We start from the raw sequence: 16,039 nt of genomic DNA, 5'->3' as shown, positions 1-16,039 counted from the left end.
AGATGCGTTTGCCTAAAGGAACGTGGGGAGCCAAGCGACTTCGTGCCAAACTCCAGTTTTGGGCCAAACGGCGTATCCAAACAAAAGTGACCGAAATGGCGCATTTCTTGGGAATGCGGGTTTCCATGGTCAACCCTGCGAATACAAGCGCGCTTGCTTTTGATGGCAGTGGATTTGTACAACGCAACAAGAAGCGTGATGTTGCTGTATTCGCAACAGGTAAAACGTATCACGCGGACCTGGGTGCTTCGTATAACATCGGCGCACGGTACGTGTTACGCAGCATACACAAAGCCATATCTGAAAAGATGTGGTTGTCCTTGGAGGCAAAAGACCCTTCATTGGCAAAACGAACGTATTGGACGTTGGCTTCCCTCATTCGGGTGCAACAGGCATTGAGCCTTCAATCATGAAGCTCGCAGCGTGTGCAACCCTGTATCGATGCCAACAGAAGCCCCCACTTCATGCGTAAGCTAAGTGGGGGAGAGTTCACATGAAGACAAAATTGCAAATCCCTGCACATTCCATGAAACAAAAAGGCTGTCCCTAATCCGCTCTCTTAGGCGGCTTCGGGGACAGCCTGCTGCTATTTCCGCGCTTTCGGATGGCGGGAGACGAGCCTCACCAGATCCAGCGTCAGCACGGGCAGGGACAGGGAGACGGGATAAGCCAGATAGCGGGGCTCCCATTCCGGCGAAAATTTCTCCTTGTAGCGGCGGAGGCCCAAGAATCCGTACCAATGCCCTCCGCGCTTGAAGACCAGATGGGCGATTTTCTCTTCACGGAGCGAGCCCTCGTTCCGGCCTACGCTGGACAGAGGCGCGTTGCCGAGATTGAACCTTGCGTACCCCTCGGCCTTGGCCCATTCCAGCAGAGAGATAAACAGGAAGTCCATCGTTCCGTTCGGACTTTTCAGGCGATGGCGCATCAGGTCGATGGAAACGGCAGCTCCGCCGTCGTAGCCCGGGGCAAGCGAGGCGAAGGCGATAACGGCGCCTTCGGCATCCCGCAGCAGGGCAAGCGGCGCAAGCTGCAGATACGATTCGTCAAACCATCCGAGCGAATAGCCTTTTTCCGCCCGGCCTCTCAGCCATTCCTCCGAAATCTGCCGAAGCTCTTGCAGCAGCTCCGCCCTGTGCGGAGGCTTTGCCAATTCGAACGTGCAGCCTTCGCGTTCAAAGCGGTGGGCTACACTCCTCAAATCGCTGTTTCTTCTGCCGGCGAGGGTGAACCGGTCCAGCGGCACCAGCGCCTCTTCGCCAAGTTTAAAGAAGCGGTAGCCCTGCTCATGATAGATCGGCAGATAGGCGGGCGTCGCCTGGTAGAAGACCACGGTCAGACCGTACCTGTCAGCCTCCGTCCGGAACTCGCTGATCGCGTCGTTCACAAGATTTCGAGGGCCGAGCGGGTCGCCGAGCACGACAAGCTTGTCCCGCACTCTGGCAAAAGGAAACATGACCTTCCCATCCTGCGCCCAGTAGAAGCTCTTGTCGCCCGTGAAGAGCACATGGGTCAGGGCATTGCCGGGTTCCGTCTCCAGATACTGCCGCAGCCGGTCCATGTCCGGCGGCGCGGTCAGCGCCTCCGCCCGCCGGTTGGGCCGAAGCGCCACAACCATGGAGAGCAGCAGCCAGGCCGCCGCCAATCCGCCCACAGCCGTATAGGCGAAATGGCCGTGCTGCTGCAGCCATTCGGGCTGCACTCCGGGCCGCAGGGCTTTGAAGAAGCCGCGGTGCGAGTAGCTTGCCAGCAGATCATAGCTCAAGGCGATGAAGGAAGTCAGCAGCAGCCACCCCAGCAGGCTTTGCCGCGAAATCGGCGCGCTGATCCGGTAGAAACGCGCCCTTGAAATCCACAGAAGAAAGGCGACTAGCAGCAGAAAGATCGCCTCTTCGTAATCAAAGCCTTTGGTAAAGGCAAACACCGCTCCAAGGCCCAGCAGAACGCCCGACCAGATATAGGCTCTGCGGATGTGCAGCGAAATGCCCCTGGACAGCAGCACCAGCATAAAGCCGATTACCACCGATAAATGATGCGAGAGCCGCATGATCGGAAGCGACAGAAGATTCTCCGTGAAACGCAGCCGGTACAGCAGCTCGGGAGTGGCCGCCGACAGCAGCAGAATCAAGCCGGCCACAAGCACGAGCTTGCCAAGCGCCCATCCGCCAAGATCGCTCAGAAAGGTGTACTGTCCGGGCCACCCCCAAATCTTTTGCCAAGTGTTAAGGGACGTCTCCATGGCCGAACCGCGCAGCAGTCGTATGCCCTGTTGTCCAATTTCGAGCGCCGCCAGCACAAGTCCGATCAACCATGGAACGACATAATAGAACAGACGGAAAATGACGAGTACCGCCATCGCCCGTTCGCTTGCATATCCCATCTGCTGCATTCCAAGCAGCGCGATCAGATCAAATGCGCCGATGCCTCCGGGGGCCATGCTGAGTATGCCCGCAATCGCCGCAATGGCGTACAGACTCATCACCGGCTGAAAATGAACGCCGCCCAAAATGTATCCCGCGATCACCGAAAAGGTAATTCCCGCGCTGAGCCATTCCAGCAACGAGGAGCCCACCGAGGCGTATACCGTTATCCACGGCGTTCTCCCTTCACCCCGGTTGATCCATTTGGCGAAGAAAGAAGAGCGCTGGATGATGATAAAAAAGGGCAGATAAAGCGCCATGCCCCAAACGGCGAACACAAGCCAATGATGCTCGCGCAGCAGTTCCTCTTCCGGCAGGATGCCGAAGAGGTTGGCCCAGGACAGCAGCGACAGGCCCGTAATCATCAGCGGCGACAGAAAGACAATTGCGGGGGTCAAGACCGCTGTGGGCACTCCGCTTTTTTTGTAGAGCAGCGTACGCAGGCCGACTCCAGCCAGACCGGCAAATCCGATTAAATTGTTAAATGTATTGGCGATCCACGAATACCGGAAGGTGCTCCATGCCCCGATCTTCATCCGGAAGTGGGCGCGGATCAAAAAATCGTAGGCGCTCATGGCCGCAACCGCCGCCAGCGCCGTCGCCATCATCCGCAGAATATCCTGCACCGGAACGTGTCTTAGTTCATGCAGCGTTTGGGCAAGCCTGACTCCCTTCAGTTCATGCTGTCCCTCTAAGTATACAAGCACGATAATAATCAGCGGGAACAGCGCCCGAACCGCCTTGATGCGATAAATCGACACCAGCAGCCTTACCAGCTTTAATTGTTCAAGTCTTGGTTTATGTGCATGCATATCTCTACCTGCCTTCAGTTGCATAAATAGCGTCCTTCGTCCTGTCCGGGCCGGAATACGCGGTTTGTGATGAGTGAGTGCTATATCGTTAGACGACAGCCGCTTCCACATCCCTGAATCCTTTAAAAATCCTACTCCGAACAAGCCCCTTATGCAACTAACAGTGAAGAATTCCTGTCAAAACACCGCCCCGGCCCTTTTTTGTACCGTTCAATCCTTGTTATAAGGCCCGCCCCTTGTACCATTGCCCGTCATAAGAAAGGTTCAGCGCCTGTCCGAGCACAGTGCCGAATTGTATAAATTCTCTTCCGCTTGCGGTGATCAGATTTCCGTCCCGGACCACAGATTCCTCAGAATAATTCTCCCGTTCAAAAACGCCCGTCTTCTGCCGATTTTGAATGCGACAGTCAGTTCATACTCGCTAAATTGCGGATACAATAATACCGCCGTTTTTTTCATAGACTTCCCCACCCGCCTCGATATAAATTTCAGTAATTATATGGTAAATCAGACTTGTTCAAGTGTATCACATGCCGCCTTCACTGAAACAGAAATCCTCGCCCTCTCACAATCTCTTCAAACGGCATTAAGGCTTTGGACACAAAAATAAAAGCCTCTCGCTTCCCGCCTGTTTAGGGGGATGAAGGGCTTAGCGAAACGAATTATATCCGGACGTCGAACCGTCCTTCGCTGTCCGTCGTTGCCATACTGGCCGCGGCGGCATCAAGCACCGGACCCGCGGCGGCCGCATCGCTGGAAGTTCCGCCGGAACTGGTCGCGGATGTGTACAATGTGCTGGTGGCGCCGGATACAATGTTTCCTGAAAGTAAGCGCCCCGGATAAACATTTATGCCAGACTGCGCGAAACTTTATTTACCGTTCACTCGTCATTATTACTGGATTCATTTTCCATAACAAGGAGTGGTGAGTATGACGAGAACGCGGGCTTTGGGATTAATGGTTCTATGTACTGCAATTCTCATTTCGAGTCCAGGGTTGGCGGCTTCATCTGTTAAGCGGATCGAGTTATCCAAAACGCCAATCGATTATAGCCCAGTGCGGCCCGCTAGTGACGGGCAATTCCATGATGGCTTGCTGTTCGCCGAACAATCGGATGGCACTCTCACCTACTACAACACAAGAGGGCAAGAAGCTTTTACTTTACCTGATGGCATCAAACCATTGAGCGATTTCTTCGAGCAGCGGGCACTGGTGATAAATAAGACAACCAAGCGGATCGGATACATTAACACCAAAGGCGTACTGGCGATTCCTTGCACGTATACGGAAGGAGGATATTTTTCGGAGGGCGTGGCTCATGTGTCCATTCCCGATTCGGATAAACAGCTTATAATCGACCGGTCGGGGAAAATAGTGCATGTGTTCCTAAATAAATACGCCTCCGATTTTTATTTCACCGACGGCTTGGCCGTGGCCTACGCGCCGGAAGGCGGCAAAATGGGCTTTGTCAATACATCCGGTGAGTTGACCATTCCTTATCTGTACACTCATGAACGCGGATTTTCCGAAGGATTAGCCGTTGTTCAAAACAGTAAAGGCAAGTATGGGTATATTGATGCAGCGGGTAAAACGGTCATTCCTTTTCAATACCGGGACGGGGGCGACTTCTCTGAAGGGCTGGCGGCTGTGAAAAACTCCAAGGGGAAATGGGGATATATCAATACGAGCGGGAAGACTGTTATTCCTTTTAAATATAAAGGTGCCGGTAATTTCAGTGAGGGATTAGCCATAGCGTATAATTCGAGTGGAAAGGCCGGTTTTATCGATAAAAATGGCAAATTGATTATTGCTTATCAGCAATACAATAGAGCATTTAATTTCAAAGAAGGCGTCGCTTTGGTCGGAATTGAATCGAGCTCTGGTTCGGACGGCAAATTCGGCTATATGGATCGGCAAGGTCAATTGCTTACCGCTCTTGAATATCGGGTGGAATCATCTTCTTTCCATAACGGAGCCGCGGTCGCCTTTAAGACTTTGGGCAAAGGTTTTATCCTAACCAAGAGTTCAAATCGAAAGTAGAATCTTTACCCGGTTAAACAGAATTAGCTGATTTATAAAAATAGCCGCGGCATAATGCCGCGGCTAAACGCGTTTCATGAACTTCAGCTCTCTATAACCCCGCAATCTTGCTTGTGTATTTCACTAAATTTCAAGCTTAGATCCCCTTTTGTTCCCGGCTCTCCTTGCCCGTCCACTAATCAGCGTGATGCTCAGAAGAATGATTGCCAAACCGGCCACCGTATTCAGATAGACCGATTCATGCAGAAAAATCACTCCCCACAGCAACCCGAACACCGGGACGAGAAAGGTTACGCTCACTGTTTTGACCGCGCCCACGCTGGCGATCAGCCGAAAATAAAGCAGGTAGGCAAAGGCGGTGCATATCAGCGAAAGGCCGAGCACCGACAGCACCGCCGCCATAGTGGGCCGCTCCGGCGGCGGAAATACCGCGGCGAGCGGCAGCAGCAAGACTGCCGCGCCGAGTTGCTGGCCGATGGCGAGCGTCAGCGGCGGCACTCCCTTGCCGACCCGGGCGGCGTACAATCCCCCGAATCCATAAGCTAGGGCGGCCCCAAGCGAGAATAATACGGAGTACAGCATCGTCTTGTCCAGCGGCTCCGGACTCCAGCCGACCAGAATTCCGACGCCGCCCAGCCCCAGAATAAGTCCCGCCGCCCGGGTCAAGCCAGGCCTCTCCCCACCGGTGCCCCAAGCCGCCAGGACTGCAAAGATCGGCGTGGTCGCATTCAGAATGGCGGCCAGGGAAGCGCTCAGATGCAGCTCCGCCGCGCAGATGAGCGAGAACGGCAGCGCGGCGTTCAGCCCGCCCAGCAGGAGAAACGGCTTCCAGTGTCTGCGGAGCCCGATTGTGCTGCGCGTAAGTGCGGCGTACAGCAGCAGGGCGCCGGCCGCGACGGCGACTCTAAGCTCGGTCGTAACGACCGGGCCGAAGATCGGCGAGGCGATGCGCATAAACAGAAAAGAGGCTCCCCAGACGAGGGCCAGAAGCACCAGCGCGGATAAATCTTTTCTGTTCACTCCAAGCGCCCCTTTCTTCTCACCAGCAGGCTGTACGATAGAACGGAGCAGATGCCTGCGCCCGCGATCACCATTCCCATCGGCAGCGCCGTTTCTCCGCCTCCCAAGCCGACAAGCGGGGACACCAGCCCGCCCATCAGCAGCGGAAGCAGTCCAAGCATCGCGGAGGCGCTCCCCGCATTCTCTCCCTGATCCTGCATCGCCAGCGAAAAGGTGGTCGTCCCCACGAGTCCCACGCTGGATACGACAGCGAACAGCGCAATCAGCAGCAGCGCAAGCCCGCCTTCGGTCAATATCGAATACAGCAGGAGCAAGCCGCCCAATGAGCTCTGAAGGAGCCCCCATACAAGCACGCCTCTCTCCCCCAGCTGGCCCGATAAACGTCCGGCGACTTGCCCGGCAATGACGATGCCGAGGCCGTTGACGGCAAAGATCAGACTGTACATTTGCGGAGATACGCCGAAAATATTTTGCAGTACGAAAGATGATCCCGAAATATAGGCGAACATCGCCCCGAAGACAAAGCTTTGCGACAGGACATAACCCATAAACCCAGGATTGCGCAGAAGCTTCCCAAAGGTCGTCAGCGTTTCCTTAAGTCCTCCCTTGGAACGGCGCTCCGGCGGCAGGGTCTCCGGCAGACGCAGCCAGATGGTCAGGCAAAAAATGACGCCCGCTGCGAACAGCACGAAAAAAACGCCCTGCCAAGTCGTAAACCGCAGCAGTTGGCCGCCGATCACCGGCGCCGCGATCGGCCCGAGGCCGTTGACGATCATTAATAGGGCAAAAAAACGGGTCAGCTCGGAACCCGAATAGAGATCACGGACGGCGGCGCGCGAAATGACGACTCCCACCGAGCCGGACAGACCCTGGATCAGGCGCATCACCACCAAAAAGCCGATGGATGGGCTGAATGCGCAGAGCAGCGAGGACAGAGCGTATACGGACATGCCGATCATCAGCGGGGGGCGGCGTCCGTACACATCGCTCAGCGGCCCCGCGAACAGCTGCCCGAGCGCCAGTCCGATCAGGAAGCAGCTCAGGCTGAGCTGAACGAGCGCGGGCGAAGTGTTGAACGATCTTCCCAGCCCGGGAAGTGCGGGCAGATACATGTCAATCGACAGCGGGCCGATGGTGGCGACAGCGCCCAGAATAACGGCCAGCTGAAGTCTCAGCTTCCGTGAAGACCGGATGTCGGCCAGTTCAAGCCTGCTTGCTTTAGAGGTTATATCCATTTTTCTACCTTTCCGTTGCAACCACATGCTGCTGTTTTTTTGTGTCTCTTCATACTAAACGAAGGGGGCCCAAAAGTTCAATGCCAAGTATCATGCCTAAAGCCTGGGCCGCTTCGCATCCGCCGAGATGATCCCCGGCCATTCAGCATATCTTAAGGTCCTGCTTTTATAATGAGTCCAGCATTCGAATGAGAGGAGAGAAGCAATGAATTTGCTCAAAAATCATAAATGGATCGCCGGCCTGACCCTGGCGCTGCTGATATCTCTGGGCGTTTGCATATATTCTCTGGCAAAAGTGAGCGGCAGCGGAGCCTCCGCCGATACCGGCTTTGGCATGCAGTGGCGCGGCGGCGAAGGAGCCTCATTCCGCAGCGGCGAGAGAGGCGCGTTCCCGGGGAGCCGGAACGGATCGCAGGCCGCGGGGCAGCAGAGCGCCACGGACGGAAGCAGCGGGGCCAGTGCGGCCTCCGGCTCCGGGAACGGCCGCCGGAGCGATACGGCGGGCGAGGCACAGAGCGCCGCCGAAGGAAGCGCCCCCGGCTCCGGCCAAGGAGCGGCTGCCGGCTCCGGATTCGCGCGTCCTGCCGGAATGAACGGCGGGGGCCGTTTCAGCGGAGGCGGATTCGGAAGCGACGGCCAGTACGGAACGGCGCTGGCCGTATACGCTGCGATGTTCGCCGGGCTGCTGGCGGCGGCCTTCTATTATGCGAAGGCCGGCAAGCTGCGCATTAACGAGAGCCGCAGAAGGCTCGTCGTCGGCCTGCTGCTTGCCGCGGGCCTGTGCCTGAAGCTTGCCGCCGCCCCCTGGATTTCCGGGTATCGGGGCGACATCCACTTTTTTACAACCTGGGCGCAGGCCGCGGCAAAAAGCCTCGGCACTTTTTACGACACCAGCTCCAGCGATTATCCGCCGCTGTATATGTACATCCTGTACGCCACCGGCAAAATCGTGACGCTGCCGCAGATCGCGCCCTATTTCCTGACGCTGATCAAGCTTCCTTCCATTATCGCGGATGCGGTTACCGCCGGTCTGCTGTATAAGGCGGCAAGCCGCTATCTCCGATTCGAGACGGCCTTCTTGATTGCCGGGTTTTACATGTTCAACCCGGCAGTGCTCATCAACGCCACGTTCTGGGGGCAGGTCGATTCCTTCTTCACGATGATCGTAATCGCGTCCGTGTTGGCGATGACCCGGCAGAAGCTCGGCTGGGCGGCCTTTTTCCTGACCCTCTCGATTCTGATGAAGCCGCAGGGCATCATCTATACGCCGGTGCTGCTGTTCGCGCTTCTCCGGACGGGCAAGCCGTGGCCTTGGCTGAAAGCGGCGGCGATTGCCGCCGTGACAACCATTATTGCCGCGCTGCCCTTCTCTTCAGGCAAGAGTCCGCTGTGGCTCTATCAGCTGTACAGCGGCACGGTGAATGAGTACCCTTACGCTTCGGTGAACGCCTTTAATCTGTTCGGGCTGCTGGGAGCCAATTACGAGGACTCTTCATCCACGTTCCTGCTCTTCAGCTACCATGTTTGGGGCTTAATCTTTATCGTTGCCGCCACGCTCCTGTCGGGCTGGTGCTACTTGCGCAGCCGCAGCGCGGCGTTCGCCTCGCTGTCTGCCCTGCTGCTGATATCGGGCGTATTCACCTTCTCGTCAAGCATGCATGAGCGCTATTTATTCCCGGCGGCGGCGCTGGCGCTGCTTGCCTACGCTTATTTCAAAGACAAGCGTCTCCTGTGGATGGCCTTCGGCTACAGCGCCACAATCTTCCTCAATACGTATGCCGTCTACTTCGGCTACACGAGCCGCGACGGCCATGTCGGCTTCCTGCTGTTCTTCTCGGCGCTGCTTAACATTGCCCTATGCATTATGCTCGTTAAGGTGATGCTAGACCGGTCGCGGCAGCACAATGATGTCCCAAATCTCGAGGCGGCTCTCCTACCGGAGCGGTTGTAACCTTACTTGCAGCAGATCCCACTAACGGAACGCAGCGGCGCCCCCAGGACATTGTTTCACGTCCGGGAGCTGCCGCTGCTTTTTTCTTCCCATTCCATGCTGAATATAAGACCCCGGAATAATTCCTCTCATCCATCCCGCTGGGCGGCCTTAACTTGTTACTGTTTAAATAAATCCGCCATTAACACGAACGGTCTGCCCCGTCACCCACTGGGATTCCGGACTGGCCAGAAACAGGACTACACTCGAAATGTCTTCCGGCTCGGCCAAGCGCCCGAACGAATTAGTACTGCCCACCGCTTTGATCTGCTCCTCCGTCTTTCCTACAGTAAAGAGCTCCGTGTTCACCGGACCGGGCGCAACCGCATTAATGGTAATCCCTTTCGGTCCGAGCTCTTTAGCGAGCTGACGGGTGAACTGCTCCACGGCTCCCTTCGTTCCGGCATAGGAACTGTAAGCCGGGAACATCTGGCCCGTCACCGATGTAGAGAAGTTAATAATGCGTCCATTCTCCTTCATGTGCAGCGCCGCCTGCTGGATAGCAAAGAACGTCCCTTTAACATTAATCGCAAACTGCTTGTCGAAGTCTTCCTCCGTAGTACTCAAGAGAGGTTTGGTAATCATGATGCCCGCGTTGTTAACGAGGATGTCCACCTGCCCGTAGACGTCCAGCGTCTTCTTGAACAAGCTCTCGACCTCGGCAACCTTGCTGATATCGGCTTGAATCGCCACCGCTTCTCCGCCATTACGCTTGATGCCGGCTACCACATCCTCCGCTTTTGCCGGGCTGCTCGCGTAATTGACAACAACCTTCGCGCCGTGCGAAGCCAGCTCCTCCGCGATTTTTTGCCCCATTCCTCTTGATGCACCCGTTACCAAAGCGACTTTGCCTGCAAGATTCTTTTCCATTGTATATCCCATCCTTTTTTTGTTTTGTTTATTGATTTCTCACTTCATTTAAAAAGCAATTGATTACTGCAAAACCGCCGGTTTCAACAGCTCCTCCAAACCAATGCGATGCAAGAATTCAATGCGCAGCTTCTCCGACAGCTCCGTCACTTCGGCCGCGCCGTCATTCACAAAATCGATGACCGAACGTGCCGGACGGCTTCCAGCCGGCAGGCCGACGATTCGGGCCACTTCGTCCGCGACCGCTTGCGGGTCCGCTTCAGGGGGAGTCAAGGCGCTCAAGCGGTCCCCTACCTCGTCAAGCAGGTAGTTAATGCGGTCATACGCTGCCGAGGTCTTCTCGTCCTGAGGATGGCCCGCGCTTGGAAAATGGGACGTCCCTTGCGTAAAAGCGCCGGGTACGACAAATGACGTTTCGATGCCGAACTTAGCAACTTCGTAAGCCATGGTCTGGGCCAGGGAGTCCATAGCGGCTTTGGCGGCTACATAAGGTCCAAGGAACGGCGGGAAGCCGCCGCGTACGGTCGTGCTGCTGATCCAGAGCAGCAGGCCGGATTGCTGCGCCCTCATGTACGGCAGCGCCGCCCGGTTAACCCTCTGCGTACCCAGGACATTCGTATCGAACACCTTGACCATTTCTTCCGGCGAGAACGCTTCGACAACCCCGACGACCAAGTGGCCGGCATTGTGCATCACAACGTCCAGTTGTCCCTGCTCCTTAATGATCGTCTGCACCGCGCGATCCGCGGATTCCTGCGAAAGCACGTCCAGCTCCACGGCCTTAATCTTGTAGCCGTTCACTGCGGCGTATTCCTGAAGGGCTTTCGCTTTCGACGCATTGCGCCCCTCTACGTCGCGCATGCTGGCGTATACAGTATGTCCGGCAGCGGCGAGCGTACGAGCAGATAAATTTCCGATTCCGGTACCTGCGCCCGTTACGAGCACAATGCTCTTTTTGCTTTGATTCATGTTTAACATCTCCTTTTTTTGGGGGGTGGCTTGGGCTGTGCCTTATCGTCCAAAATCTCGTTTGCGTCTTCTTATTGTTCTTGATGACTTGATTATAGAATGACACAAAACAAATGTCAACTAACAAAATCGTTTTTTTGTCATTTATTTATTTGAACGACGTCCGAAGCTCGTCATCCGCTGCCGAATGCCTTTTGCGCGTCCTCACTGACGAAAAAAATACGCCTCTTAGAAACAAACATCAGGAAACCTGACCTGTTTCTAAAAGGCGCATTCTACTTAATCCCGGAAAGAAGCAATTGCCATACCGTATTAAAGTCTTCGTCGATTCTCTCCGATGCCCACTCATGGGCATGGGAAGGATGATGGAATATCAATGTTGCCAGAAACACAGCCCTTGCAATGGCATCAGCCGAGCCCGGCTTGAACTCGCCCATCCGCATGCCGCGTTCGATGATTAATGCAATCTGCTTCATCAGACGATTGATATGCATCGTGATCATGTCGCCTGATGCCAGCGTAACATCTCCATACATGACAAACATTTCGGCATCATCTACCGCATACATCCGCTTTTTCTTTATGAGCGTCTCCAGCCACAATCGCAATTGCTCCTCAGCGCTCCCTTCGGATGTGTTGGCAACCTCCTCCAAAGGCTCGGCAATGCTCTTGTCCAGCCATCTCTCCGTAACGCTCTCCCGCAGAGCGGCTTTGCTCGCGAAATGCCGATACAGCGTCCCGTGACTGACTTGGAGAAATTTGGCTATATCCGTAACGGAGGTTTTATCCGGTCCATACCGACGCAGCACCTGCTCAGCGGCATCCAAAATCATGTCTTTCGTCAATGGCAAATCATTTGTCATAGTGTTTAAAAAGAGCAATCGTTCCTCGTATTCTTTGTTCACTCATTGTTCGACCGCTCATTGTACTCCCCCTTCTATTGCAACATCATAACATAAGGAATAAATAAAACAAATATCAATATCATTATTTTGTCATTAATATCACAAAAGAACGCAGGCCCGGCATTTTAGCCCATGATCCTGCGTTCCTCTATATTATTAACGGGACGGAGCGGCGCCGGATACGTCCCGGAGTTGTCTAGAGCAATTGCCCGGCGCATCCTTAAAAGCTTTGGCGGTCCAGCCAATCCTTCGCCGCTTCCGCTTCGGCGGCGCTCAGCCGGTGTCCCTGGTTGCTCCATTTCACGGTCACATCCGCGCCCGCGCCGGACAGCAGTTCCTCAAGCTCCTCGGTCTCCGCTTTCGAAATGAGCGGATCGTTAACCCCTGCACCGATGAAGACGGAAACGCCTTTTAAGGACGGCGGGGTTAGCCCTCGCAGCGGAACCATCGGATGCAGCAGCGCCGCTGAAGAAAAGACGTTCCCATAATGCAGCAGCAGACTTCCCGCGATATTGGCGCCGTTGGAATAGCCGACGGCTACAAGGCGGGCGGGATCGAAGCCGTATTCTGCCGCCGCCTCATCCAGAAAGGCTTTCACTTCATGCGTACGGGCAATCAGATCGGCTTCGTCGAACACGCCCTCCGACAGGCGGCGGAAGAAACGGGGCATCCCGTTCTCCAGCACGTTGCCACGTATTCCGAGCAGGGAAGAGCCCGGTGAGAGCATTTCGGCGAGCGGCAGCAGATCATGCTCGTCGCCGCCCGTCCCGTGAAACAGTACCAGCGTCGGCTTGTTCGGGTCGGAACCTTGCCGGAAGATATGATTCATTTCGATTTCACCTCAATTTCCCGTACCTGAAATGGAGCCAGATTGCGCTCAATCTCCGCCCGGTGCGGCTCATACCATGCCGGGAGCATCAGCTTTTCGCCCAGATGTTCCGCATCCTCGTCGTTCGCAAAGCCTGGAGGATCAGTCGCAATCTCGAACAGAATGCCGCCCTCTTCACGGAAGTAAATTGCGTTGAAATAATTCCGGTCCTGCACCGGCGTCGGATAGAAGCCCTGGCTTTGGACAAAGTCTTTCCATTCCAGCTGCTCCGCGTCGTCCTTGGCGCGCCAGGCGATATGATGCACCGTACCGCTTCCCCCTGCGCCAAGAGGCAGCGGGTCGGTCTTGATATCGATAATGTTGCCGTACGGGCCCTCCGCTCTAAGGCGTACATAACCGTCTCCTTCAGCTATTCTGTCAAATCCGAGCGTATGGATCAGCGTATTTTCCGTGCTCGCCGGATTTGCGCTGTACAGCACCGCTCCGCCGAATCCCTTAATGGCATGCTCTACCGGAATTCCTCCGAAAGACCAAGCGCTTAAAGGCCCTTCTTCACGCTCCACCAGTTCGACCCGCAGGCCGTCGTAATCAGCCAGGGAAAGATAGGTCTCCCCGATGCGATGAACGGTGGTATAGGAGATGCCGTAGGTGTTCAGCCGTTCTTCCCAGAATCCGAGCGAACCGGCAGGCACGGCATAGGTCGTCACGCCGACTTGGCCGCTGCCAATTCTACCTTTCCGCCCTATAGGCGAAGGAAAGAATGTGATGATCGTTCCCGGCGTGCCGCTTTCGTTGCCAAAGTACAGGTGATAGACCTCTGGGGCGTCGAAATTGATTGTTTTTTTCACGAGCCGCAATCCAAGAATGCCTGCATAAAAGTCCGCGTTCCGCTGAGCGTCCTGAACAAACGCTGTAATATGATGAATACCTGCAGTTTGAAGTGTCATAATAATCATTCTCCTCTCGGTATTAGAAATTAGAAGGTCAATCAGATTAGAACAACAGATGATCCAGCGAAATGGAGCCGGGACCCGCAAACGCTACGCCCGCAGCCACGATAAGCAACGTCAATGGATATTCATAACCGTTTGCGGTGGCCCAGAAACCATTGGACAAATGCACTTTCATCGCTCCGGCCATAGCCAATATCAGCATCACGGCTCCAACCGGCGTGAACAGGCCCGCCGCGAACAGCAATCCGCCTCCAAGTTCAAGAATTCCGGCCAACACCGCCATTGCCACGCCCGGCTTAATGCCGACCGACTCCATCCAGCCGCCCGTTCCCTTCGGGCCGTAGCCTCCGAACCAACCGAACAGCTTCTGCGCTCCATGACCGATAAAAGCAACACCGATAAACAAACGAATCAACAATAATCCTACACTAATCATTTTTAATCCTCTCCACTCTCTTATGTTTAATAATCTTAACCTTAAGATATTAGGCAAAAAAATTGCGGGCCTTCCCGGCAAATCATGCTAGGAACCAGCCCCTTTCCCCAGCAGCTTCAACCATTCGGTCGCCTGCTCCTTCTCCTCCGTGCTCAGTCCGCCCATCATCCCGTGCAGCATGGATACATGCTTAGGAAAAATTTCGTCGAACAGCTTCCGGCCGTCTTCGGTAATCTCCGCGTACGTCACGCGCCGGTCCTCGCTGCAGGGAACGCGCTTCAGCAGCCCCTTCTTCTCCAGCTTGTCGATGTTATAGGTGATGCTCCCGCTCGTGACCAGAATCTTCTCTCCGATCTGCTGCAGCGGAATGCGGGTTCTGTGATAGAGCACCTCAAGCACCATAAACTCGGCGGATGACAGCCCGTAGTTCTTCATATCCTTGACCGCCCGGTCCATCAGACTCCGGTAAGCTTTGGACAGGACTACGAATAACTTCAGCGATGCCGCTTCATCCTTCTCACATGTTGCACCGGTTACAGCTTCCTTTTGCAGTCCGCTCATTTCAATCACCTCCATCTTTGTCAACGTATCTTTAAGTTAATTATCTTTAAGTTAAGATAAATATACATCTTTATTTTTAGTTTGTCAACACTTCTGCAAAAATAAACCTGCGGCATTTTATGCGCTCGCCCTGTGGAAATTGACCTGATCTGCAAAAGGGCGTATCCTGTTCTTTGCAATATAAGAATGTACACGCCGCGGACAAGCCCATTAAGCAAGACATAGCCGTTTCTTCTTGCGAAAAAGTCGTACTTAAAAAAATCTTTATATATAAGGAGGGCTGCGCTATGACTTCCCGCTTGGACCCCGGCAATGCCGAAGATGAATTTCATAAGGAGCAGAAACAGGCATCCCTTGGCGTCCTGATCGTCACGGCCGTGGACGCCGAGGCGGAAGCCGTCCGGCGCGGCCTCGGCGGCGCGGCCGGCTTCACCGTCATTGCCGCGGGCGCGGGCCCGGCGGCGGCAGCGGCCGGCACCGCCGCGGCGCTTGCAGCCGGCTCCTACGGCTGCGTCGTCAGCGCCGGGATCGGCGGCGGCTTCCCCGGCAGGGCGGCGCTCGGCTCGCTGGTCGTTGCCAGCGAGCTGATCTTCGCCGACCTCGGGGCCGAGACGCCGGAGGGCTTCCGCAGCGCGGCCGAGCTCGGCTTCGGCCGCGTCGAATACCCGGCTGACTCAGGCCGGGTACAGCGGCTCGCCGCCGGGCTTGCGGCGGCGGGGCTTGCCGTGAGCACGGGACCGGTGCTCACGGTTTCGACGGCGACCGGCTCCGCGGTGACGGCCGCCGCCCTTGCGGCGCGCGTGCCCGGCGCGGCCGCAGAGGCCATGGAAGGCTGCGGGGTCGCCGCAGCCGCGGTGGCGCGGAATCTCCCGGTGCTGGAGATTCGCGCGATCTCGAACCCGGTCGGTCCCCGCGACCGGGCGGCCTGGCGCATCGGCGAGGCGCTGGAAGCGCTCGCCGCCGCCGGGCCCATACTATCGGAGGTGCTGGAATGACCGC

At 55.8% G+C, this 16,039-nt stretch carries 15 protein-coding genes and 1 pseudogene; 4 read left to right on the top strand and 12 right to left on the bottom strand.

The genetic code is table 11. From position 1 onward, the window contains the following. Window positions 1-413: pseudogene (locus EH198_RS20260) on the top strand (zinc ribbon domain-containing protein); the annotation flags it as partial. Window positions 414-586: 173 nt separating this feature from the next. On the opposite strand, the gene mprF reads toward EH198_RS20260, so the two are convergent. The 3 genes from mprF to EH198_RS25380 all read right to left on the bottom strand — a co-directional run bounded on the left by mprF (window position 587) and on the right by EH198_RS25380 (window position 4,023). Beyond that, window positions 587-3,232, bottom strand: a complete 2,646-nt coding sequence (gene mprF / locus EH198_RS20255; protein WP_124697339.1) for a bifunctional lysylphosphatidylglycerol flippase/synthetase MprF — start codon at window positions 3,230-3,232, stop codon at window positions 587-589. Between the two features lie 321 nt (window positions 3,233-3,553). Further along, window positions 3,554-3,691, bottom strand: a complete 138-nt coding sequence (locus EH198_RS24810) for a hypothetical protein (RefSeq protein WP_185702992.1) — start codon at window positions 3,689-3,691, stop codon at window positions 3,554-3,556. Window positions 3,692-3,894: 203 nt separating this feature from the next. Continuing rightward, window positions 3,895-4,023: a hypothetical protein gene (locus EH198_RS25380; RefSeq protein WP_281278025.1), complete on the bottom strand. Its 129-nt coding sequence runs from the start codon at window positions 4,021-4,023 to the stop codon at window positions 3,895-3,897. A gap of 166 nt (window positions 4,024-4,189) precedes the next feature. Here EH198_RS25380 and EH198_RS20250 point away from each other — a divergent pair, with 166 nt between their 5' ends. Beyond that, window positions 4,190-5,272 carry a WG repeat-containing protein gene (locus EH198_RS20250; protein ID WP_246014475.1) on the top strand — a complete coding sequence of 361 codons (1,083 nt, stop codon included), beginning with the start codon at window positions 4,190-4,192 and terminating at the stop codon, window positions 5,270-5,272. A gap of 123 nt (window positions 5,273-5,395) precedes the next feature. Here EH198_RS20250 and EH198_RS20245 read toward each other — a convergent pair whose 3' ends face one another. Both EH198_RS20245 and EH198_RS20240 read right to left on the bottom strand, forming a co-directional pair. Next, window positions 5,396-6,292, bottom strand: coding sequence for a DMT family transporter (locus EH198_RS20245; protein WP_124697337.1), 897 nt, complete (start codon window positions 6,290-6,292; stop codon window positions 5,396-5,398). Next, window positions 6,289-7,527, bottom strand: a complete 1,239-nt coding sequence (locus EH198_RS20240; RefSeq protein ID WP_124697336.1) for a multidrug effflux MFS transporter — start codon at window positions 7,525-7,527, stop codon at window positions 6,289-6,291. Before EH198_RS20240 ends, EH198_RS20245 begins: the two co-directional genes overlap by 4 nt. Window positions 7,528-7,732: 205 nt before the next feature. Here EH198_RS20240 and EH198_RS20235 point away from each other — a divergent pair, with 205 nt between their 5' ends. Beyond that, the gene (locus EH198_RS20235; protein ID WP_124697335.1) at window positions 7,733-9,478 is read left to right on the top strand and encodes a dolichyl pyrophosphate Man9GlcNAc2 alpha-1,3-glucosyltransferase; all 1,746 of its coding nucleotides are present in this window, start codon (window positions 7,733-7,735) and stop codon (window positions 9,476-9,478) included. 165 nt (window positions 9,479-9,643) lie between these two features. On the opposite strand, the gene EH198_RS20230 is transcribed toward EH198_RS20235, so the two are convergent. The 7 genes from EH198_RS20230 to EH198_RS20200 all read right to left on the bottom strand — a co-directional run bounded on the left by EH198_RS20230 (window position 9,644) and on the right by EH198_RS20200 (window position 15,040). After that, window positions 9,644-10,387 (bottom strand): SDR family oxidoreductase, encoded by a 744-nt coding sequence (locus EH198_RS20230; RefSeq protein ID WP_124697334.1) that lies wholly within the window; start codon window positions 10,385-10,387, stop codon window positions 9,644-9,646. Window positions 10,388-10,450: 63 nt separating this feature from the next. Beyond that, on the bottom strand, window positions 10,451-11,356 hold the full coding sequence (locus tag EH198_RS20225; protein WP_124697333.1) for an SDR family oxidoreductase: 906 nt from the start codon (window positions 11,354-11,356) through the stop codon (window positions 10,451-10,453). 275 nt (window positions 11,357-11,631) lie between these two features. Next, window positions 11,632-12,219, bottom strand: a complete 588-nt coding sequence (locus EH198_RS20220) for a TetR/AcrR family transcriptional regulator (protein WP_124697349.1) — start codon at window positions 12,217-12,219, stop codon at window positions 11,632-11,634. A gap of 262 nt (window positions 12,220-12,481) precedes the next feature. Then, a complete protein-coding gene (locus tag EH198_RS20215; protein ID WP_185702991.1) occupies window positions 12,482-13,090 on the bottom strand; it encodes an alpha/beta hydrolase in 609 nt (202 codons plus the stop codon). After that, window positions 13,087-14,037: a ring-cleaving dioxygenase gene (locus EH198_RS20210; protein WP_124697331.1), complete on the bottom strand. Its 951-nt coding sequence runs from the start codon at window positions 14,035-14,037 to the stop codon at window positions 13,087-13,089. Before EH198_RS20210 ends, EH198_RS20215 begins: the two co-directional genes overlap by 4 nt. Window positions 14,038-14,083: 46 nt before the next feature. Beyond that, on the bottom strand, window positions 14,084-14,479 hold the full coding sequence (locus EH198_RS20205; RefSeq protein ID WP_124697330.1) for a DoxX family protein: 396 nt from the start codon (window positions 14,477-14,479) through the stop codon (window positions 14,084-14,086). Between the two features lie 87 nt (window positions 14,480-14,566). After that, window positions 14,567-15,040 (bottom strand): MarR family winged helix-turn-helix transcriptional regulator, encoded by a 474-nt coding sequence (locus EH198_RS20200; protein ID WP_124697329.1) that lies wholly within the window; start codon window positions 15,038-15,040, stop codon window positions 14,567-14,569. A 287-nt stretch (window positions 15,041-15,327) separates the two neighbouring features. Here EH198_RS20200 and EH198_RS20195 point away from each other — a divergent pair, with 287 nt between their 5' ends. Continuing rightward, window positions 15,328-16,035, top strand: a complete 708-nt coding sequence (locus tag EH198_RS20195; protein ID WP_124697328.1) for a futalosine hydrolase — start codon at window positions 15,328-15,330, stop codon at window positions 16,033-16,035. Window positions 16,036-16,039: the final 4 nt, after the last annotated feature.

Origin of the sequence: Paenibacillus rhizophilus (assembly GCF_003854965.1) — a bacterium.
Taxonomy (GTDB): Bacteria; Bacillota; Bacilli; order Paenibacillales; family Paenibacillaceae; genus Paenibacillus_AQ; species Paenibacillus_AQ rhizophilus.
Note: the sequence above shows the minus strand (reverse complement) of the source record. Positions and strands in the feature narration are given on the sequence as shown.